The organism is Streptomyces sp. NPDC033131 (assembly GCF_055578365.1).
This window is the reverse complement of record NZ_JBVIPA010000010.1, coordinates 64,943-84,340: the sequence shown is the minus strand read 5'-3', so window position 1 is coordinate 84,340 and position 19,398 is coordinate 64,943. Positions and strand designations below refer to the sequence as shown.

The following is a 19,398-nucleotide window of genomic DNA, read 5'->3' as shown; positions in this document are numbered from 1 at the left end:
CTGAGGACAAAGGACTTCCCTATGAGAACACCCCGCACCGTCCTGGTCGTCGGCGGCGGATCGGCCGGCAACGCCGTCACCATCCTGCTCCGCCGCGCCGGACTGACCGTCGACCTCATCGAGGCCAAGGAGGACTGGAACGCCACCGCGGGTTCCGGCATCACCGTCCAGGGCAACGCCCTGCGGGTCCTGCGCGAACTGGGCGTGTGGGAGCAGGTGCGGGCCTCCGGGTTCGGCTTCGGATCGCTCGGCATCACCGGCCCCGACGGCACCGTCCAGCACGTAGTCGAGGACATCCGCACCGGCGGCGACGACCTGCCCGCCACCGTCGGCATCCAGCGCCCGCAGTTGCAGTGCATCCTCATCGACGCCGTCCGGGCGAGCGGCGCCTCGGTGCGGCTCGGCACCCGCGCCGAGAGCTTCGACCAGGACGCCGACGGCGTGCGGGTGCGTTTCACCGACGGCACCGAGGGCCGCTACGACCTGGTGATCGCCGCGGACGGCATGGGATCGAGCACACGGGCCGCGATCGGCATCACCGACCGTCCCGTGCCGACCGGTATGGCCATCTGGCGCATCGCCGCTCCTCGTCCCAAGGGCCTGGAGCGCACCGACCTCGCCTACGGCGGCCCCGCCTACATCGCCGGCTACTGCCCCACCAGCCAGAACACCATCTACGCCTACGCGGTCGAGGCCAACCGCGATCGCGCGTCCATACGCCCCGAGAGCTACGCCGACGAGATGCGCAGCCTCGTGCTGGGGTACGGCGGTCACTGGACCGAGATCGTCAAGCACATCGACGATCCGGCGAAGGTCAACTACACGTGGTACCACCGGCTGTTGGTGGAAGGCTCCTGGCACCGCGGACGGGTCGTGCTGATCGGTGACGCGGCCCACAGCTGTCCGCCCACTCTGGCTCAGGGCGCCGCGATGTCCCTGGAGGACGCGCTGGTCCTCGCCGAGCTGCTCACCGGCACCGACGACTGGGACGACCAGCTGTTCCAGACGTACTACGAGCGCCGCATCTCGCGGGTGCGCCCGGTGGTGGACGCCTCCATGCAGATCGGGCAGTGGCAGCTCGACGGGGTGCGTGACGCCGATGTGCCCGGCCTGGTCAACCGCATGTCGACCATGCTCAGGGACCTGCCGTGACCACCCACCCGCAACCCGGCCAGCAGCCCACGACAAGCACCGACCCGTACCCCTGGCCGACGGTCGATGTGCACGCCCACGTCCTGCTGCCCGCGATCGAGGCGCTGGTGGACGGCTCGGCAGGCCTCGCCGAGGCGAGGGCGCTCGACGCCCGCCGCAACGGACCGGCCGCTCTCGCCGTCAACGGGCCCATGGTGCGCGAGCGGATCCCCCGGCTCATCGACGCCGATGTGCGGCTGGCCGCGATGGACGCCCAGGGCGTCGATGTGCAGCTGGTCAGCCCGTCCCCGTCGCACTACCACCACTGGACGGACGAGGCGACCGCCGACAAGGTGTCCCGGCTGGCGAACGAAGGCACGGCAGCGCACTGCTCGGCCGCACCGGACCGGCTCAAAGGGCTGGGTCTGGTCCCCTTGCACCACCCCGGCCTGGCCGTCCCGGCACTCGAACACGCCCTGGAACAAGGCCTGTTGGGCGCCGAAATATCCAGCCACGCTCCGGGCCGCGAGCTGTCCGACCCCGCCTACGAGCCCTTCTGGCGGCGGGCCGAGGAAACCGGCGCGGTGCTCTTCCTGCACCCGTTCGGCTGCACCCTCGACGAGCGGCTGGACCGGTGGTACCTGTCCAACACCGTCGGCCAGCCCACCGAGAACGCCGTCGCGCTGTCCCACCTCATCTTCTCCGGGGTCCTGGACCGCCATCCGGGACTGAAACTGATCGCGGCGCACGGCGGCGGCTACCTCCCCACCCACATCGGCCGCGCCGACCACGCCTGGTCAGTCCGCACCGACGCGGGCGCGGACTGCGCCCACCTGCCCAGCAGCTACCTCAAACGACTCTTCTTCGACTCCCTCGTCCACGACCCCCACGTCCTGCGCGCGCTCATCGCCGCCGCGGGCGCGGACCGGGTCCTGCTCGGCTCCGACTTCCCCTTCGACATGGGCACCGAAGACCCCGTCGGGGCACTGCGCTCCGCCCACCTGCCCGAAGCCGACTTCCAGGCGGTACGCGGCGGCAACGCGGCAGCGCTGCTGCAGCTCACCCGACCCCCACGCTCACCTGCCCCCACAGGAGGAAACCCATCATGAGTGCACGCCTGCTGACCCACCTCCGCCACGTCGACCTCGCCGTGCCCGACTACGACAAACAGCTCGACTTCTACGCCGGCGTCTGGGGCCTGACCAAGGTCGCCGAGGACTCCGGCATCTCCTTCCTGGCCGCCGAGGGCAGCCCTGAGCAGTACGTCGTCCGGCTGCGCAAGGCCGAGGAGAAGCGCCTCGACCTGGTCTCCTACGGCGCCGCGAGCCCGGCCGACGTGGACACCCTCGCCGAACAACTCCTGGCGGGTGGCGTGCAGTTGATCTCCCAGCCGGGCAAGGTCGACACTCCCGGCGGCGGCTACGGCTTCCGCTTCTTCGACGTCGACGGCCGCACCATCGAGGTCTCCGCCGACGTCGAGGCCCGGCAGCACCGCAGGATCGAGGAGAAGGAGTCGATCCCGGTCAGGCTGAGCCACGTCGTCCTCAACTCACCGGATCTCAACCGCACCCGCGAGTGGTACGAGCGTCACCTCGGCTTCCGCCTCACCGACACGCTCAGCTCACCGCACATGGGTGAGGTCATGCACTTCATGCGGATCTCCAACCAGCACCACTCGATGGCCGTCGCGCAGGGCCCGCACACGTCCGTGCACCATGTCTCCTTCGAGATGCGCGGCGTCGACGAGTACCTGCGCGGTACCGGACGCCTGCTGCGGGCCGGAGTCCACAAGGTCTGGGGCCCCGGCCGGCACACGGCGGGCGACAACACCTTCACCTACTTCCTCGACCCGCACGGCAACACCGTGGAGTACACGACCGAGCTGGAGGTCGTCGACGAGGACACCTGGCACCCGCACGTCTACGACTTCTCCCAGCCCGAGGTCGCCGACCAGTGGGGCACGGCCAACCCGATGAACGAACTCGTCGCCAAGGAGTCGTTCAACGACGTCGACCGCGGCGTGTTCGTCGCCCCGCCGGTCTGATCCCCCTTCATTTCCGGGGGCGCGGCACGTCCTGTCCTGCCCTGGCTGCCCGCCGCGCCCCCGGATCTCCCCGCCCCCGAGAACCCCGTATCCAAGAGCCTGGAGCACGCACATGCGTTTCGCCGCGTACGAGCACCGACACCAGCGCCAGGTCGCCGTCATCGGCGAGGACGGCCGTCTCCACCCGGTCCCCGGCGAGCGCACGCTCACCGAACTGATCACAGCCGACGCCCTCTCCGAAGCGGGGGTCACGGCCCTCGACGCCTCGGCCGGACCGCACGCATCCCAGGTGCGCCTGCTGCCGCCGCTGCGACCGGCCTCCATAAGGGACTTCGTCACCTTCGAGGAGCATGTCGAGGGCGTACGACGCTCGGTCGACGGGGCGAGCGGGGTTCCGGACGCCTGGTACACCGCGCCGACCTTCTACTTCACCAACCCGCACGCCGTATTCGGGCCGCACGACGACATTCCCGTACCCCCGGGGTCCCAGGCCCTGGACTTCGAACTCGAAGTGGCCGCCGTCATCGGCCGCGAGGGCCGCGACCTCACCCCCGAGCAGGCCCGTGAGCACATCGTCGGCTACACAATCTTCAACGACTGGTCCGCGCGCGACCTCCAGTCCGCCGAGATGAAGGTCGGCCTCGGCCCCTGCAAGGGCAAGGACACCGCCACCACCCTCGGTCCGTACCTGGTCACCGCCGACGAACTGGAGCCGTACCGGGACGCGGAGGGCTTTCTGCGGCTGGCCCTGACCGCCGAGGTCAACGGGCAGGTGGTCGGCAAGGACCTGCTGTCCAACATGAGCTGGACCTTCGAGGAGATGGTCGCCTACGCCTCCCGTGGCACCCGGGTCGTGCCGGGTGACGTCCTGGGCTCCGGCACCTGCGGGAACGGCGGCTGCCTCGCCGAGCTGTGGGGGCGGCGGGGCGAGCGGATGCCGCCGCCGCTGGGGCCCGGCGACACCGTCTCGCTCACCGTCGAGGGCATCGGCACGCTCACCAACACCGTTGTCCCCGGCGTCGATCCCGTGCCCGTTCCGGCCGGCCGGCGCCGCAGCCGGGAGCGGCCATGACGGGCCTGTACCCCAAGAGGCTGCTGGGCAAGGTGGTCGTGGTCACCGGCGCGGCCCGCGGCCAGGGTGCCGCTGAGGCCGAGGCACTGACCCGCGAGGGCGCCACGGTGATCGCCACCGATGTGACCGAGGCACCCGGCTGCCGCCGTCTCGACGTCACCAGCGAGCAGGACTGGGCCGATCTCGCCGCCGAGTTGAAGGAGGCGTACGGGCAGGTCCACGGCCTGGTCAACAACGCGGGCGTCACCTGGCGGGCCCGGCTCGGCGACGTACGCCCCGAGGACTTCGACCGCGTCCACGCCGTCAACGTCACCGGCCCGCTGCTCGGCATCCAGCACCTCGCCCCGCTGATGCCGCCCGGCGCCTCGATCGTCAACGTCGGCTCCTCCGCCGCGCTCACCGCCCACTACCCGGTGGCGTACACCGCCAGCAAGTGGGGCCTGCGCGGGCTGTCCAAGACGGCCGCACTGGAACTCGGACCGCGCGGAATCCGCGTCAACACGATCCACCCCGGCTACATCGAGACCGAGATGACCGCCTCCGCCGCCCCCGCCTTCCGCGAGGCCAACATCCGCGAGACCCCGCTCGGCCGCACCGGCACCGTCGAGGAGGTCGCCCCGCTGATCGTCTTCCTGCTGTCGGACGAGTCGTCGTTCATCACCGGCACGGAGATCGCCGTCGACGGCGGACTCACCGCGCACGGCGGAGTCAAGTCCGTCTCGGACGCCCTGCGGCCGGAGACGCCATGACCGACACCCACACCCTGGGCTGTGCCGCCACGAGAAAGGACCTTCGCAAGTGAACAAGGTAAGCGCCGACGCCGCGGAGGCGGTCGCCGACATCACGGACGGAGCCTCGCTGGCCGTCGGGGGCTTCGGCCTCAGCGGCGTACCCGAAGTCCTCGTCCGTGCCCTGTACGAACAGGGCGCGGACGGTCTGAAGGTCGTCTCCAACAACTGCGGAGTCGACGGCCGCGGTCTCGGCGTTCTGCTGGCCGCTGGCCGCATCGCCCGGGTGACCGGCTCCTACGTCGGCGAGAACAAGGAGTTCGCCCGCCAGTACCTGGGCGGCGAGCTGGAGGTGGAACTGGTCCCGCAGGGCACGCTCGCCGAGCGGCTGCGCGCGGGCGGGGCGGGCATCCCCGCCTTCTACACCCCGGCCGGTGTCGGCACCCAGGTCGCCCGGGGCGGACTGCCCTGGCGCCATGCGGCCGACGGCTCGGTCGTCGTGGCCTCGCCGCCCAAGGAGACCCGTGCCTTCGACGGCCGTACCTACGTCCTGGAGCACGGCATCACCACCGACTTCGCCCTGGTACGAGCCTGGCGCGGCGACCGGCACGGCAACCTCGTCTTCCGTAGGTCCGCCGCCAACTTCAACCCGCTCGCCGCGATGGCCGGCCGTATCACCGTCGCCGAGGTGGAGGAGCTCGTGGAGCCGGGTGAGCTGCGTCCCGACGAGGTGCACCTGCCCGGCATCTTCGTCCAGCGGGTCGTGGCCCTCACCGCTGAAGAGGCAGCCGACAAGCCGGTCGAGCGCCTTTCGATTTCCGCGTCTCCGACACGAGGAACGGTACGTACCTGATGGCCTGGACCCGCGACCAGATGGCCGCCCGCGCCGCCGCCGAACTCACCGACGGCTCCTACGTCAACCTCGGCATCGGCCTGCCGACCCTGATCCCCGGGCATCTGCCGTCCGGCGTTCACGTCGTGCTGCACTCCGAGAACGGCATCCTCGGCACCGGGCCCTACCCCACCGAGGACGAGGTCGACCCCGACCTGATCAACGCCGGCAAGGAGACCGTCACGGTGCTGCCCGGCGCCAGTTTCTTCGACTCCGCGCTGTCCTTCGGGATGATCCGCGGCGGGCACATCGACGCCGCCGTCCTGGGCGCCATGCAGGTGTCGGCCGCGGGCGACCTGGCCAACTGGATGATTCCCGGAAAGATGGTCAAGGGCATGGGCGGCGCCATGGACCTGGTCCACGGCGCCCGGCGCGTCATCGTCCTGATGGAACACACGGCCAAGGACGGCACCCCCAAGATCGTCGGGGAATGCACCCTGCCGCTGACCGGCGAGCGGTGCGTCCACCGCGTCATCACCGACCTCGGCGTCCTGGACGTCACGCCGACCGGCCTCGCGCTCATCGAGACGGCACCCGGGGTCACCGTCCAGGACATCCGCGCCCGCACCGGCGCGCCACTGCACATCGACGCCGTCACGGCCGCCTGCTGACCCCGCCCCCGTTCATCCCGTTCATCCCGCACGGAGCCCCGAGATGACCCTCTTTCTCACCGACGCCGACGTCCAAGCCGCCTTCGACTGGGCCGACGCCATCTCCGCACTGCGCAGCGCCTACGCCGCGCCGCCCGATGCGAATCGCTTCCCCTCGCGCACGATGGCGCGCGGAGACGGCCTGTGGCTGCGCACGCTCAGTGGCGTACCCGGCGACGGCGGCCCCATGGGGGCCAAACTGATCGCCGCCTCCCCCCGGCACCGGCGCGCCTCGTATCTGATCTCGTTGTTCGACCAGGAGAGCATGGAGCTGACGGCGCTCCTGGACGGCCACTCCATCACCGGGTTCCGTACCGCCGCCACCTCGGCGCTCGCCGCCGACCTGCTGGCCCCCGCCGGCCCCCTGCGCGTAGGGGTGATCGGATCCGGCTTCGAGGCGCAGAACCACGTCCGTGCTCTGGCGGCTATCCGCAGCCTGTCGTCCGTCACGGTGTTCAGCCCCAACCCCGACAGCCGCGCCCGCTTCACCCGGGAACTCGCCGACCTCGGGCTGCCGCTCGCCACCTCGGAGAGCGCCGAGGCGGCCATCGCCGATGCCGACCTGGTGATCTGCGCGGCCCGCTCCCGGGACGAGCAGCCGACCCTGCGGGAGGCTCCGGCCGGCGTCACCATCGTGTCGATCGGGTCCACCCTCCCCGAGCAGCGCGAACTGGCGACCGAGGTGATCGCCCGCGCCGAGGTGATCGTCGCCGACATGGCGGACGAGGTCGCCGAGGACACAGGAGACCTGATCGCGGCGAGGAAGGCGGGCGTCGACCTCGCCGGAAAGGTGATCCCGCTCGCCGACGTCGTCTCGGGTCGCGCGTCCGGCCGACCGGCCGACGACCCGGACGCGGTCGTGATCTACAAGTCCGTGGGCTCGGCGGCGCAGGACCTCGCCGTCGCCGCGATGTGCGTCCGGCGGGCCGCCGAACTGTCCCTGGGCACCGAACTGCCCGTCACCATCTCCCCGGTCTCGAAGTGAGCGCCCCCGTGAGGAACACCGTGAGCAAGGCCGTGCGCAGCGAACTCGACGACCCGTTGCTGCTGAAGACCGCCGCGTACGTCGACGGCACCTGGATCACCACCGACGCCACCCTCGCCGTACACAACCCGTCCACCGGCGACCTGCTGGCCGAAGTGCCGCTCCTGGACCGGGCGCGGACCACCGCCGCGATCGACGCGGCGCACCGCGCGCTGCCGGCCTGGCGAGCACGCCCGGCCAAGGAGCGGTCCCGGCTCCTGCGGCGCTGGTTCGACCTGGTCACCGAGCATGCGCAGGACCTCGCCCGGCTGATCGTCCTGGAGGAGGGCAAGCCGTACGCGGAGGCCGTCGGCGAGGTCGCGTACGCGGCGTCGTTCCTGGAGTGGTTCGCCGAGGAGGCCAAGCGCATCCGCGGTGACGTCATGGAGGCGCCGGAAGCCTCGCGCAGGATCGTCGTCCTGAAGGAGCCGGTCGGTGTGTGCGCGGCGATCACCCCGTGGAACTTTCCCGCCGCGATGATCACCCGCAAGGCGGGGCCCGCGCTGGCCGCGGGCTGCACGATGGTCCTCAAGCCCGCCGAGCAGACCCCGCTGACCGCCCTGGCGCTCGCCGAACTCGCCGACCGGGCGGGCATCCCGGCGGGCGTGTTCAACGTGGTCACCGGTGACCCGCGGGAGATCGGCCCCGAGCTGACGGGCAACCCACTGGTCCGCAAGATCACCTTTACGGGCTCCACCGAGGTCGGCAGGCTGCTGCTGGCCCAGGCTGCGCAGACCGTGAAGAAGACATCGATGGAGCTGGGCGGCAACGCGCCCGTCCTCGTCTTCGACGACGCCGACCTCGACGAGGCGGTCGAGGGCTTGATCGCCACCAAGTACCGCAACACCGGCCAGGCGTGCATCAGCGCCAACCGCGTCTACGTACAGGACGGGATCTACGACGCGTTCGCGAAGAGACTCGCCGAACGGGTCGGCTCCCTCGCCGTCGGCGACGGATTCGACGCGGGCGTCCAGCAGGGACCGCTCATCGACGAGGACGCGGTGGCGAAGGTGGAGTCCCACGTCGCCGACGCCGTCGCCCACGGGGCCGTGGTCCTGCACGGCGGCAGGCGCCACGCACGGGGCGGCCTCTTCTACGAGCCGACCGTGCTGACCGGCGTCACCGCCGAGATGGCCGTCACCCGCGAGGAGACCTTCGGACCGGTGACCCCGTTGCTGCGGTTCACCGACGAGAGCGACGCGGTCCGCATGGCCAACGACACCGAATTCGGCCTCGCCGCCTACCTGTTCGCCAAGGACGCCGAGCGCGTCTGGCGCGTCGCCGCCGCCCTGGAGGCAGGCATGGTCGGCATCAACACAGGCCTGATCTCCAACGAGACAGCCCCCTTCGGCGGGGTCAAACAGTCCGGCATCGGCCGCGAGGGCTCGGTCTACGGACTCGACGAGTTCCTGGAGCTCAAGTACCTCGCCTGGGAAGGCGCGAAGGCCCCCACCTCCGCCCCCGAATCCATCTGATGACCCGCAAGGAGCACACCATGGCCCGCTACACCCGCGCCGAAGCCCGCGACTGGGCGCGCGAGAACCTCGTCGGCGTCGTCAACTGCACGATCCCGTCCTTCACGGCCGACCTGAAGGCGATCAACGAGAAGGCGATCCGCCACGACACCCGCCTCGCCATCGAGCACGGCTTCATGGGCACCCTCGGCGTCTCGGAGGTCTCCATCCAGCTCCCCGAGTACCTGGACTTCCTGCGTGTCATCAAGGACGAGGCCGGTGAGCGGCTGCTGCTCACCCACCACGCCAGCTGGAACAACCTGGAGCAGAACATCGAGGCCGTGAAGGGCGCGGAGGAGGCGGGCGCCGAACTGGTGCTGCTGTCGTACCCGCCGAACTTCTACCCCGAGTCCGAGCAGGAGATCTACGACTACACCAAGGCCGTCTGCGACGCGACGAACCTCGGCGTCATGCTCTTCCCCATGTACCTGTGGGGCTTCAGCCCGCGCATCCACCCCTCCGACATCCCCGTACGCCTGATCCGGCGCCTGCTCGACGACTGCCCCAACATCGTCGCGATCAAGGCCGAGGGCGGCTTCCCCAGCATCCAGAGCGTCATCGAGTGCCACCGTCACTTCGGTGACGAGGTCGTCATCTCGATGCCCATCGAGGGCGAGCTGATCCCGCTGTCGCAGATCATGCCGCTCCAGTTCTCCGCCACCAGCGACCACGAGTACTACGGCCCGATGATCCCGCGCGTCTTCCAGCTGCTGCGGGAGGGCAAGTACGACGACGCCGCCGAGATCTACTGGCAGCTCCACCCGGCCCGCAAGATCAAGGGGGGACTCGCCCCGGCCCTGCACGGCGGCGCCTTCATCAACCGCCAGGCATGGAAGTTCCAGGGCTGGCTCCAGGGCTACAACGGCGGCCCGCTGCGCATGCCCACCCAGCGCATCCACGACGCCCAGATGAACGCCCTGCGCAAGGGCCTCGTCGACGCCGGCCTCGAACCGAGCATGGACCCGTTCCGCGAGTTCTTCATCGGCCGCAATCCGGTCTGAGCCGCCGCGGCTGCCATGCCCTCGCTCTGCCCCACGCGCGTGTGGCCCGCGCCGGCGACATCACGGACGGCGACCTGCTCCTGGCCGCGGTCGGGGGGCAGGAGCCGACCACTTCAACACCCCGCACATCGCCCACCCGAGACTTTCGACCCGTCGTGCGGCTGCGGCGTGGGCTGCCTCGTCACGGAGCCCGGCGAGGTGGTGGTGCTGTCCCAGGGCGACCCCTGGGAGTCCTGCGCTCCGTGGCCCGCCGACGGCCTCCTGCTCATCGTCTCCGCCCAGCGGCTGACCGACCGGCCCCTCGAGGAGTGACCGCCGCCATGTCCCGTACGACGTACACGTCGTCACTGCCCGGCCTCATCGCCGCCGACGACGACCTGGACACCGTCATCAACTGGGGCGCCGGCGCTGACTCCTCGGCCTGCCTCGCCAAGATGCTCACCGCCCCGGACGCGCACGGCATGGACCTCGACCGCACCGCCGTCCTCTACATGGCCACCGGTAGCGAGGGGCCCGAAACCCGGTTTCCTGGCCGATATCGGTAAGTACGGCTACCAGAATCTGCGGAATGTCAGGGCGAGAGCCTCCGCCACCCGTCGGGCTGTGAAGGCGGCCTGGAAGCCGGGCGAGTGGTACCGCCCCGCTGCCTCGCGGCCGCAGGGCGGTGGCCGACGGCGGTACAAAGACCGCGAAGTTCTGAGGTCAGGCTCAGCCGAGCTGTGCGGCGACGAGGGCGAGTGGTTCGCTGCTTCGTCGTGCGCGGGCCAGGATGACGGCTCCTTCAGCGGCGATCACCAGCAGGGCGGCGCGTTGTGCGGCCTCGGCGGGCGCTACTCCGACCTGTTCGAGCCGGGCGGCCAGCGCCTCGCCCGTGGCATTGAAGGCGGCCTCGGCCCGGTCGAGGATCGCGGGGTCGTGTCCGCCGGTCGTGACCCCGGCCATCGTGCAGCCGGCGCGGAAGTCCGTGCCTTCGACCACTCTGCGCCAGATGTCGATGTAGCCGGAGACCACGTCCTGCGGGGTCCGCGCGTGGATCGCGTCGATCTGGTCCTGCATCCACTGCAGGGAGTGGTCGACGGCGAGTTCGATCAGCTCGGCGCGGCCGCGGGGGAAGTGATGGTAGACGGAGCCGCGCGGTGCCCCGGTACGCGCGAGCACCTCGCGGGTCGACATGCCCTCAAGTCCTCGCTCGGCGATCAGCAACCATGCCGCCTTGATCATTGCTTCACGCACGCCCTCTGACATGCAGGCCGACCAGGTCGACGCGCTCGCCGAGTGGGTGCGCGGCTTCGGAAAGCGCGTCACCGGCGTCTACATCACCCACGGCCACCAGGACCACTGGATCGGCCTTGCCCGCATCCAGGATGCACTTCCCCGAGGCCCGCGGCATCGCCACCCCCGAGGTGGTCGAACGCGCCCGGTTCGAGGCCACCAACCCGGGGCTGTCCGCCTACTGGAAAACCATTTTCCCTGGCGAACTGCCGCAGACCGCGGTACTGCCGGAGCCTTTGAACGGCGACCAGTTCGAGCTGGAAGGCCAGGTGCTGCGGGCGGTCTCCGTGGGCCAGGGCGACACCGAGTTCTCCACTGTCCTGCACGTGCCGTCGGCCGCCGCGGTGGTCGGGGGCGACGTCGTCTACAACGCCGTGCACATGATGACCGGGGAGACCGACGAGAAGAGCCGCGAGGCGTGGATCGCCAGCCTGGATGCCGTCGCCGCCCTGAACCCGAAGATCGTCGTCGCGGGGCACAAGAGCGTCGGTGCACCGACCTGCCCGAGAGCATCGGCGCAAGCCAGCAGTACCTGCGCGACTTCAGCCGCACTGTCAACGAGCAAGGCAGCGTCGAGGATGTCGTCAACGCCATGCTCAAGCTCCACGGCGACCGCGACAACCCCCGCGCCCTGTGGCACTCCGCCCGCACCGCCGTCGCCAAGCGAGGCTGAGCCGACTCGGCTGACGGGGAACGGTCACGGGGGAACGCCAACTGCGCAGCCCCGCGGCCTCCGCAGATTCGATCCGGAACACACTTTTCGCCTGTTCAAACAGACCATGGGCTGGACCGTCCCCAAGATCCGCGACCCGCACACCGCCGATCTGTGGGCCTGGCTGATCATCGTCGCCCACGCCCCACTCCGCCTCGCCCGCCCCCTGGCCGAGGATCTGCGCCACCCCTGGGAACGGCCCGCCGAGTCCCGCCGGCTCACCACCGCCCGTCCGGTTGAAACAGCAGCGAACCGGTAACCCACCACAGCACGGCAACTGGTGACCTCACATCAGTAGCAAGCCGGCGGCGCTCCTCACAGGCCCCGGTGACCTGAGTCAGTCGAAGAGGGCAACGAGTCCATTCACCCAGATCGCGAGAAACGCAAAGGCCGCCGCCAGGCAGCCGACGCCCGCCAGCACACCGCCGACCGTCCACGGCTCGGAGGGCGCCCCGTACTCCCCTTCCAGGTCGTCCCGGTAGGAGGCGGGGTCGTCCCAGTCGACGGGGGCCCCAAGTCCTCGGCGCAGGCAGTCCGCACCGCGACCAGCCGCCCCTGCGCGAAGGTGGTGGCGGCCTTCACCTCGGGGCCCTGCCAGGCGAAGGCCTTCATCCGCCACCCGCAAGACCCGTACCGCGTCTCGCAGGCGACGGTCTCGTCGGTGTTCCGGTCCTCTTCGAGCGCCATCCGAGTCCGAGGCCTCAAAGCGACCTGAATGACCGGCCGTAGCGGTCCTCGTTCATGGAAGGACGCCAGACGTACTTGCCCGCGGCGCCGCTGGGCGCCGTTGTGGAATGGGGACAGTGCGACATCGAAGCCTGAATACACCATGCGAAAGGGCAGTGCATGAAATATGGGGAAGAACTGCGACAGCAGCCACGTGAGTGCAACAGTGACTTGTGACATCGACAACGTTGGTGCCGCTCCTCGGCGTTGTACTCGGCGGCCTCGTTTCGACGTTGGCCCAGTACTCCTTGGGACGCGCGTCGGAGCGGGCCGAAGTGCGACGGAGCGCGCGTGAACGCGCCGAGACGCGTCGCGCCGAACGCGTCACCCACCTCGTCGACTTCCTGGCCGCAGTGCAAGAAGCCGAACGGGTCGCCGTAGACCGGTACCACCACAATCTGGCCGACGAGCAGTGGCAAGCACGGGCAAAGGAGTCCATTGACCGGATGTGGGTGGCGCAGAAGACGATCCACATGCTGTGCGCGTCCGAGGTGAACGCGGCGGCGCGTCGTCTGGCGTCCGACGTCCAAGGCGTGATCAGAAAGGGCCCCGGCGACCCGGAAGAGCCGCAGGATGAGAAGGTCTGGGCGTACATACGTCCCAGCCGAAGGGCGTTCCTCGATGTCGTGCGCGACCACTTGGAGTAAGGGTGGCCGGCACGTGGCAGCCATCTGCCAACCGCCCAGCGAGCACTTCGTGAAGATCGGCTGCGGGTGAGACAGCACCGGGGCGTCCGGGCCTCAGGAGCTTCTCGAAGATAGTCAGGACCCGTTCGTCGGTCTCGTCCAAGGCACAGTGGTCGTCGCCGCTGACGTGGCCGTCCTGGGGGCGGAAGCCGTGTTTGACGAATGACGCGATCCGCGTGCCGTCGCGCATCGCGTCAGCGTCCCGTCCCCCGGTGTGAAGGAGCGGGTAGCGCCGGCCGTAGACAAGGGGACGACCGGCTTTCTCCCGACGGCGACCGAAAATGACCCTCCTCCAGTAACACTCCGCGACGTTCCCAAGAGCTGCGCGATGACCGGATAGTAGGAGCCCCTGCTGCGGCCCGCATATGGCCAGTACATGCAGGTGCCAGCCGTTGCAGGACGCGACGGTGATCGACTCCCAGACCGCCCGCCCCGCCACACCGTCCCGACCGCCGGCGGGAAGGAGACCTAGGGTCGCAAGCGGCGCGTCGCGGTCGCCGAGGACAAGACGTACTCCTCCCGCGGCCACCGGGCCTGTCTGCGCCAACGGAACGTCAGGGCTTGCAGCAGTGATCGCCGTGCTTGCCGGAGGCGTCGGTGGGCTCGGCGGCGCCGCTTTTGGCAGAAGCTCGCGGGTGCCTGCTACCCAGGGAGGCGGAAGCCGTTGAAGAGGTCGTCCATGCCGCGCAGGGCCAGGCGGTCGGGGGTGGCGCGGACCGTGAGGTCGCGGGCCGTCACCGCGAGCGGGTTACTGAGGGCGCCCAGGCGGCCGATCCGGCGGGCGCGGACGCGGACGGCGTCGGTGCGGTCGCGGCGGGCAGCAGTGTACGCGGCGAGGGCGGCCGGGACGGAGTCGGTGCTGTCTGCGCTGTCTCCGGCGGGCACCAGGTGCGCGAGGACCACCGCGTCCTCGATGGCCTGGCAGCCGCCCTGGCCGAGGTTGGGGGCCATGGCGTGGGCGGCGTCGCCGAGCCAGGCGATCCGGCCGTGGTGCAGGTGGGGCAGCGGGGCGGCCAGGTCATAGAGGTCGTTCTGAAGGACCTCGGCGGGGTCGAGGCGGCCGACGCGGTCCAGCAGGGACGGAATCGGGTCGTGCCACGAGCCGAAGCGGTGGCGGAGTTCGGCGCGGGGGTCGGCTGACCGGGTGCCGGCCGGGACGACTGCGGTGGCGTAGAGGTACAACCGGCCGTCGGAGAGCGGTGTCACGCCGAACCGTTCGCCCCGTCCCCAGGTCTCGCTCATGGCCGGTATCCGGAGGTCCGGGGCGTCGACGATGGTCCGCCAGGCGGTCTCGCCGAGGTAGTGCAGGCCGGGGTGGGCTGGGAAGTACGCGTGGCGCAGCGGGCTGTGGATGCCGTCGGCGGCGACGACCAGGTCGGCGGGAAGGTCCGGGCCGACTGTCGTACGGACACTCGGGTGGCCCATGGCGTCGTCTACGCCGGTCACGGCGGTGCCGTAGCGGAGGGCCTCCGGCGGCAGGGCGGCGGCCAGGGCGGTGCTGAGGACCGGGCGCGGGACGGCGATCGGGGGTATGCCGTAGCGGGCCGCCATGTCCGCGGTGTCGGTCCGGGCGAGCCACTGGCCGTCCGAGCGGCGGAGGCCCATCGTCGTAGGTACGGCGCTGCCGGCGGCGCGGGCGGCGTTGACGCCGATGGTGTCGAGTGCGCGCAGGGCGTTGGGGGCGAGGCCGATGCCGGCGCCGGTGGTGGGGGGTTCGGGTGCGCGTTCGCAGACGGTGACGTGCCAGCCGTGGCGGTGCAGTGCGATGGCGGCCGTAAGACCGCCGATTCCGGCCCCGGCCACCACCGCGTGACGTTTCGGCATGGAACACCACTTCCGTTCGGTTCGAGCACCCTCCGCAGTTGCGGAGCCCTGACTCTGCAACTGCGGAGTCAGGGCATGTTCAGCCCTGACCGCCGCACCATCATCGCGGACACCGCGATCGCCACGATGAAGGAGCTCGGTGGCCGTCAACAGCCACTGGTTCGTGCCTCGGGCGGGGGGTCTGTTCCGAGAACGGTTACAAACCAGGCCAGCAGCAGTGACCGACTCTTGACGGCGTCGGACAGGCGGCTGCGGAGAGCCAGCGTCAGACGTTCCTCGTCCCGGTCGCCTGCGGACATCGCTGGCTGCTGGTCGGCGCGAGTCGCAACATCGTCAGCCAGGGCCCTCGCGGCCTCCTTGGCACCGGGTCATTGCCGGGTGGCAGGGCGCCAAAACCGGCGGCAGGGCCAATTCCTAACGAGCTCATGCAGGTTGGGGTTGGCACGTCGAGGGCCGCGGCTTGCCTTCAGGTCATGCGATCCAACAGGCTGATCCAACGCCGCTGATCACGTCGTCTGACGACTCGATGTCCCCTGCCTCGGTGCTGGGGCACGGGACACACACCGCCAAGGTCGGGTGGCCGAGAGGCCATCCGGTCGGCAGGGCGTCGCTGTTCTCTGGGCTGTCTCGCCCATTGACGGCCGGTCATCTGCCTACGATGCCCTCTGCGGGCAACGGGGAGGTCGCGTAATGCAGGGGCTCGAAGCGGTGGTCGTCCGGTTGGCGTCGACGGTGGCCCTGACGGTCGCGAAGTCGGTGCTGATGCCGAAGCCGGGGGCGGGTCTGGTGGCGGATCCAGTACGGCCGGTACCGAAGCCGGCGGGACCGGAGAAGCTGGCGCGGGTCCTCGGGCAGCGCATCGCGGCCGCGTATGCCTCGGTGCCGGAGGATGAGCGGCTGGCGGCGGTGGCGGCGGTCCAGGACACGTTCGCCGCCGCAGGCCCCCTCGACATGGAACGGTTGTTCGCCGCGGACCTTGATCCGGGACGCCTGGCGGACGAACTGCGGCGCCCCGTAACGGATTTGGCGGAACGAGCCCGCGAGCTGTACGGGGAGCTGCTTGGGCTGTGCTGCGCGCATCTGGTGGAACAGTTCACGGCCCATCCCACTTTCGCGGCGCGGGCCGCAGTGGAGCACACGCGGCGGACCGGGGCGCTGTTACGGGAGCGGACCGTTACGGGCTCGGCTGCGAAGGCCGCGCTCGGTTTCGAGCAGCGGTATGCGGACTTCGTCGCCGAGGCGCACTCGCGCCTGGAACTGTTCGGGGTCACCCTGGGCAGCCGGCGCCGTGCTGAATGGCCGCTGGATGCCGCGTACATCAGCCTTGCGGTGGACGCCGAGCGCGCCCATGAGCCGCACCACGAACGGCTCGGTATCCCGGGAACCACGCGGACCTCAGTGAAGGTGGAACAGGCGCTCGCTGGCTGTGACCGGCTGATGCTGCGGGGACCGGCCGGGTCAGGGAAGTCAACGCTGGTGCAGTGGCTGGCGCTGAACGCGGCGCGGCAGAGCTTCGGGCCGGAGCTGGCGGATCTCAACCGCTGCGTGCCCTTCGTGTTGCGGCTGAGGTCCTTCAACACCCCCGAGGGCTTGCCCATGCCGGAGGACTTCCTGACAGCCTCCGGCGTGCCGCTGCGCGCTCCTCAAAGCTGGGTCGAGGAACTCCTCGGCAGCGGCCGGGCGCTGATTCTCGTGGACGGTGTCGACGAGGTGCCGTCCAGGCTGCGCAACCGCACGGAACAGTGGCTGAAGTCGCTGATCACCGCGTTTCCGCGGGCACGATACGTGGTGACCACGCGCCCGTCCGCAGTACCGGACGACGGGCTGGCGACGCAGGGCCTCACCGTGCACACGCTGCTGCCGATGGAACGGGACGACATCCGGGCGTTCATCCGGCACTGGCACGACGCGGCCCGCAGGGAGCACGTCACAGACGCCGAACAGGAGTCGCTGGAGCGATACGAGGCGAGCCTGAGCCAGGCGGTGACCACGCGCCGCGACCTTGGCCGGCTGGCCACCAATCCGCTGACATGCGCCCTGCTGTGCGCGCTCAACCGCGACCGCCGCATGCACCTTCCCCGGGCCCGCAAGGAGCTGTACGACGCCGCGCTGGACATGCTGCTGGTCCGTCGGGACACGGAGCGCGAGATCACGTCGGTGGAAGGCGTGTCCCTCTCCCGGGACGAGCAGACAGTGTTGCTGCAGCGACTGGCGTACTGGATGATCCGCAATGGCCAGGCGGAGGCGACCCGCGACGAGGCCGTGGCGTTGCTGGACGAGTGGCTGGCTGCCATGCCGCAGGTACGGGCGCAGGGCGACGCGGACCAGGCTTTCTCCCACCTGCTGATCCGCAGCGGCCTGCTGCGCGAACCGGTCCCTGGCTACGTCGACTTCGTACACCGCATCTTCCAGGACTACTTGGGCGCGAAGGCGGCGGTCGAGGCCCGCGATTTCGGCGTCCTGGTCCGCAACGCGCACGACGACCAGTGGGACGACGTCGTACGCATGGCGGTCGGGCACGCGCGGGTAGAGGAACGCGCGCGGCTGCTGAGGCAGTTACTGCACCGGGCGGACAAAACGCCACGCTATCGGCAACGGCTGGTACTCCTCGCCGCGGCAAGCCTCGAGCATGCGCCCGAGCTCGACCCCGCGGTACGGCAAGATGTGCAGGACCGCGCCGCCGAGCTGGTCCCTCCCCGATCGGCGGCGGAAGCCGAGCAGCTTGCCAAGGTTGGAGAACTGGTCCTGGAACTGCTTCCGGGTCCCGAGGGGCTGGACAGCCACACCGCAAGCGCCGTGGTGAAGACAGCGGCCCTGATCACAGGAGACAGCGCCCTCGGGGTGATCGCGCAGTTCCGTACGGACACCCGGCCGGGGGTGAGCGGGGAGCTTGGGACGGCTTGGGCATCCTTCGATGCCGGGGAATACGCGGACCAAGTGCTGTCCGCCATCACACCAGAGGCCTACGTCCAGGTGAGCACGGCCGCTCAACTCGCCGAGCTGCCACGTCTGCCGCAGCTCAAGCACATCTTCTTAAGAGGGTTCCAGGGATTCCCACCCGAGATACTGGAGCACGCCGGACTGGAATACCTGTGTCTTACCGGAGATCGTTCGCTGCGCGACCTGTCGCCCTTGGCGCAACTTCCCAGTCTCATAACCTTCGCCATCTTCGGCTGCCCGAATGTGCAGGATCTCGAGCCCCTACGCCGCCTGAGCCTGAAGAGACTCTTCCTCCACGACCTAGCACAGGGCATGTCCCTCACCCCGCTCACTGACATGCCTGCTCTGGACCATCTGACGCTGGGCTTTCCCGCCGACGTCACCCGTGCCGGAGACATCCCCGCCGGCCCCGGCCTCGCCAGCCTGGTGTTCACCGAGAACAGCCAGAACATCACGCTCGACGGGCTGGAGCGCTGGCCCTACCTCAATTGGCTCGCCATCGTGGGCGACGCCCAGGGCGCACAGCTAAGCCGCCTACGCCATCCACTCCAGCTGCAAAGCCTCGGCATCGAGAAGCAGCCAAGTCTCGACCTCACCACCGTGCAGCGTCACCAACAACTGACCAACCTGACTCTGCATGACTGCACGGTGCATTCAGGCCTCTCCCCTCTCAAAGAGCTGCCGCACCTGGCCCGCCTGACACTGACCAACTGCCGAGGGCCCATCGACCTGGCACCGCTCGCACACCTGGACAACCTCACCGTCCACATCAGCGACAGCACCGACGCCACCGGCCGCGAACACCTTCCACCCGAACGGCTCAACCCCCCAGAGTGACCATCCACCCGCGCCACTCCCAGGCCGCTCTGCCCTCATCGCCGACAACCACATACCGGCGAGCAACGCAACTGACCAACATTCGCTGCAGGTGAAAGGAACTGATCAACTCACCCGCGACCTGATAAACCGCGAGGTCAGCGCACGTACCCGACACGTGCCCTCCCGCCGCCAGACCCGCGTGTCGCCCCGCTCACTCAGCACAACGACCAGCAACAAACCGACCACCCCAGGACTATTCACCCCGGCCTGATCAGAAAAACCCATCCTGGACACAAGCGCTCGCCACCCTCGGACTCGACTGGGCAGCACCCTGACGCTGTAGGGCCGACCCAGGGCGCTTTG

16 protein-coding genes and 3 pseudogenes are annotated in these 19,398 nt (G+C 69.9%); 16 read left to right on the top strand and 3 right to left on the bottom strand.

Annotation, left to right across the window (positions count from 1 at the left end; translation table 11 throughout):
• Positions 1–21: 21 nt before the first annotated feature.
• From ACZ5XS_RS15375 to ACZ5XS_RS15320, 12 genes are all read left to right on the top strand, one after another.
• On the top strand, positions 22–1,152 hold the full coding sequence (locus tag ACZ5XS_RS15375) for an FAD-dependent oxidoreductase (RefSeq protein WP_468651406.1): 1,131 nt from the start codon (positions 22–24) through the stop codon (positions 1,150–1,152).
• On the top strand, positions 1,149–2,240 hold the full coding sequence (locus ACZ5XS_RS15370) for an amidohydrolase family protein (RefSeq protein ID WP_468651405.1): 1,092 nt from the start codon (positions 1,149–1,151) through the stop codon (positions 2,238–2,240). The genes ACZ5XS_RS15375 and ACZ5XS_RS15370 overlap by 4 nt, the downstream gene beginning before the upstream one ends.
• Positions 2,237–3,175: a VOC family protein gene (locus ACZ5XS_RS15365; protein WP_468651403.1), complete on the top strand. Its 939-nt coding sequence runs from the start codon at positions 2,237–2,239 to the stop codon at positions 3,173–3,175. Before ACZ5XS_RS15370 ends, ACZ5XS_RS15365 begins: the two co-directional genes overlap by 4 nt.
• A 112-nt stretch (positions 3,176–3,287) precedes the next feature.
• Positions 3,288–4,247: a fumarylacetoacetate hydrolase family protein gene (locus tag ACZ5XS_RS15360; RefSeq protein WP_468651401.1), complete on the top strand. Its 960-nt coding sequence runs from the start codon at positions 3,288–3,290 to the stop codon at positions 4,245–4,247.
• Positions 4,244–4,996: an SDR family NAD(P)-dependent oxidoreductase gene (locus ACZ5XS_RS15355; RefSeq protein WP_468651399.1), complete on the top strand. Its 753-nt coding sequence runs from the start codon at positions 4,244–4,246 to the stop codon at positions 4,994–4,996. The genes ACZ5XS_RS15360 and ACZ5XS_RS15355 overlap by 4 nt, the downstream gene beginning before the upstream one ends.
• A 49-nt stretch (positions 4,997–5,045) precedes the next feature.
• The gene (locus ACZ5XS_RS15350) at positions 5,046–5,828 is read left to right on the top strand and encodes a CoA transferase subunit A (RefSeq protein ID WP_468651397.1); all 783 of its coding nucleotides are present in this window, start codon (positions 5,046–5,048) and stop codon (positions 5,826–5,828) included.
• The gene (locus ACZ5XS_RS15345) at positions 5,828–6,478 is read left to right on the top strand and encodes a CoA transferase subunit B (RefSeq protein ID WP_468651395.1); all 651 of its coding nucleotides are present in this window, start codon (positions 5,828–5,830) and stop codon (positions 6,476–6,478) included. Before ACZ5XS_RS15350 ends, ACZ5XS_RS15345 begins: the two co-directional genes overlap by 1 nt.
• A gap of 43 nt (positions 6,479–6,521) precedes the next feature.
• On the top strand, positions 6,522–7,502 hold the full coding sequence (locus tag ACZ5XS_RS15340; protein ID WP_468651393.1) for an ornithine cyclodeaminase family protein: 981 nt from the start codon (positions 6,522–6,524) through the stop codon (positions 7,500–7,502).
• 20 nt (positions 7,503–7,522) lie between these two features.
• Positions 7,523–9,016: an NAD-dependent succinate-semialdehyde dehydrogenase gene (locus tag ACZ5XS_RS15335; RefSeq protein ID WP_468651391.1), complete on the top strand. Its 1,494-nt coding sequence runs from the start codon at positions 7,523–7,525 to the stop codon at positions 9,014–9,016.
• Entirely contained in the window at positions 9,016–10,056 is a 1,041-nt protein-coding gene (locus ACZ5XS_RS15330; RefSeq protein WP_468651389.1) for a dihydrodipicolinate synthase family protein, read from the top strand. Before ACZ5XS_RS15335 ends, ACZ5XS_RS15330 begins: the two co-directional genes overlap by 1 nt.
• A 168-nt stretch (positions 10,057–10,224) precedes the next feature.
• Positions 10,225–10,368 carry a hypothetical protein gene (locus ACZ5XS_RS15325; RefSeq protein ID WP_468651387.1) on the top strand — a complete coding sequence of 48 codons (144 nt, stop codon included), beginning with the start codon at positions 10,225–10,227 and terminating at the stop codon, positions 10,366–10,368.
• Positions 10,369–10,376: 8 nt separating this feature from the next.
• Positions 10,377–10,601 (top strand): hypothetical protein, encoded by a 225-nt coding sequence (locus ACZ5XS_RS15320; RefSeq protein ID WP_468651385.1) that lies wholly within the window; start codon positions 10,377–10,379, stop codon positions 10,599–10,601.
• Between the two features lie 163 nt (positions 10,602–10,764).
• Here ACZ5XS_RS15320 and ACZ5XS_RS15315 read toward each other — a convergent pair whose 3' ends face one another.
• A complete protein-coding gene (locus ACZ5XS_RS15315) occupies positions 10,765–11,289 on the bottom strand; it encodes a TetR/AcrR family transcriptional regulator (RefSeq protein ID WP_468651383.1) in 525 nt (174 codons plus the stop codon).
• A gap of 131 nt (positions 11,290–11,420) precedes the next feature.
• On the opposite strand from ACZ5XS_RS15315, the pseudogene ACZ5XS_RS15310 reads away from it, so the two are divergent.
• Together ACZ5XS_RS15310 and ACZ5XS_RS15305 are read left to right on the top strand one after the other, a co-directional pair.
• A pseudogene (locus ACZ5XS_RS15310) lies at positions 11,421–11,795 on the top strand (MBL fold metallo-hydrolase); the annotation flags it as partial.
• A gap of 264 nt (positions 11,796–12,059) precedes the next feature.
• Positions 12,060–12,272 (top strand): annotated as a pseudogene (locus tag ACZ5XS_RS15305) (NF041680 family putative transposase); the annotation flags it as partial.
• 105 nt (positions 12,273–12,377) lie between these two features.
• Here ACZ5XS_RS15305 and ACZ5XS_RS15300 read toward each other — a convergent pair.
• A pseudogene (locus ACZ5XS_RS15300) lies at positions 12,378–12,727 on the bottom strand (DUF6584 family protein).
• Positions 12,728–12,939: 212 nt separating this feature from the next.
• On the opposite strand from ACZ5XS_RS15300, the gene ACZ5XS_RS15295 reads away from it, so the two are divergent.
• Complete coding sequence (locus tag ACZ5XS_RS15295) at positions 12,940–13,413, top strand: hypothetical protein (protein ID WP_468651381.1); 474 nt, start codon at positions 12,940–12,942, stop codon at positions 13,411–13,413.
• A 681-nt stretch (positions 13,414–14,094) separates the two neighbouring features.
• Here the strand turns inward: ACZ5XS_RS15295 and ACZ5XS_RS15290 are convergent.
• A complete protein-coding gene (locus ACZ5XS_RS15290) occupies positions 14,095–15,276 on the bottom strand; it encodes an FAD-dependent monooxygenase (RefSeq protein ID WP_468651380.1) in 1,182 nt (393 codons plus the stop codon).
• A 690-nt stretch (positions 15,277–15,966) separates the two neighbouring features.
• Here ACZ5XS_RS15290 and ACZ5XS_RS15285 point away from each other — a divergent pair.
• Entirely contained in the window at positions 15,967–19,053 is a 3,087-nt protein-coding gene (locus ACZ5XS_RS15285) for an NACHT domain-containing protein (protein ID WP_468651379.1), read from the top strand.
• The last annotated feature ends 345 nt before the right edge of the window (positions 19,054–19,398 follow it).

Bases quoted from the DNA above. Each gene is read 5' to 3' on its own strand.
- ACZ5XS_RS15330 (WP_468651389.1), top strand. From the start codon at position 9,016: ATGACCCGCAAGGAGCACACCATGGCCCGCTACACCCGCGCCGAAGCC.
- ACZ5XS_RS15360 (WP_468651401.1), top strand. From the start codon at position 3,288: ATGCGTTTCGCCGCGTACGAGCACCGACACCAGCGCCAGGTCGCCGTC.
- ACZ5XS_RS15365 (WP_468651403.1), top strand. From the start codon at position 2,237: ATGAGTGCACGCCTGCTGACCCACCTCCGCCACGTCGACCTCGCCGTG.
- ACZ5XS_RS15345 (WP_468651395.1), top strand. From the start codon at position 5,828: ATGGCCTGGACCCGCGACCAGATGGCCGCCCGCGCCGCCGCCGAACTC.
- ACZ5XS_RS15290 (WP_468651380.1), bottom strand. From the start codon at position 15,276: ATGCCGAAACGTCACGCGGTGGTGGCCGGGGCCGGAATCGGCGGTCTT.
- ACZ5XS_RS15375 (WP_468651406.1), top strand. From the start codon at position 22: ATGAGAACACCCCGCACCGTCCTGGTCGTCGGCGGCGGATCGGCCGGC.
- ACZ5XS_RS15355 (WP_468651399.1), top strand. From the start codon at position 4,244: ATGACGGGCCTGTACCCCAAGAGGCTGCTGGGCAAGGTGGTCGTGGTC.
- ACZ5XS_RS15320 (WP_468651385.1), top strand. From the start codon at position 10,377: ATGTCCCGTACGACGTACACGTCGTCACTGCCCGGCCTCATCGCCGCC.
- ACZ5XS_RS15340 (WP_468651393.1), top strand. From the start codon at position 6,522: ATGACCCTCTTTCTCACCGACGCCGACGTCCAAGCCGCCTTCGACTGG.
- ACZ5XS_RS15285 (WP_468651379.1), top strand. From the start codon at position 15,967: ATGCAGGGGCTCGAAGCGGTGGTCGTCCGGTTGGCGTCGACGGTGGCC.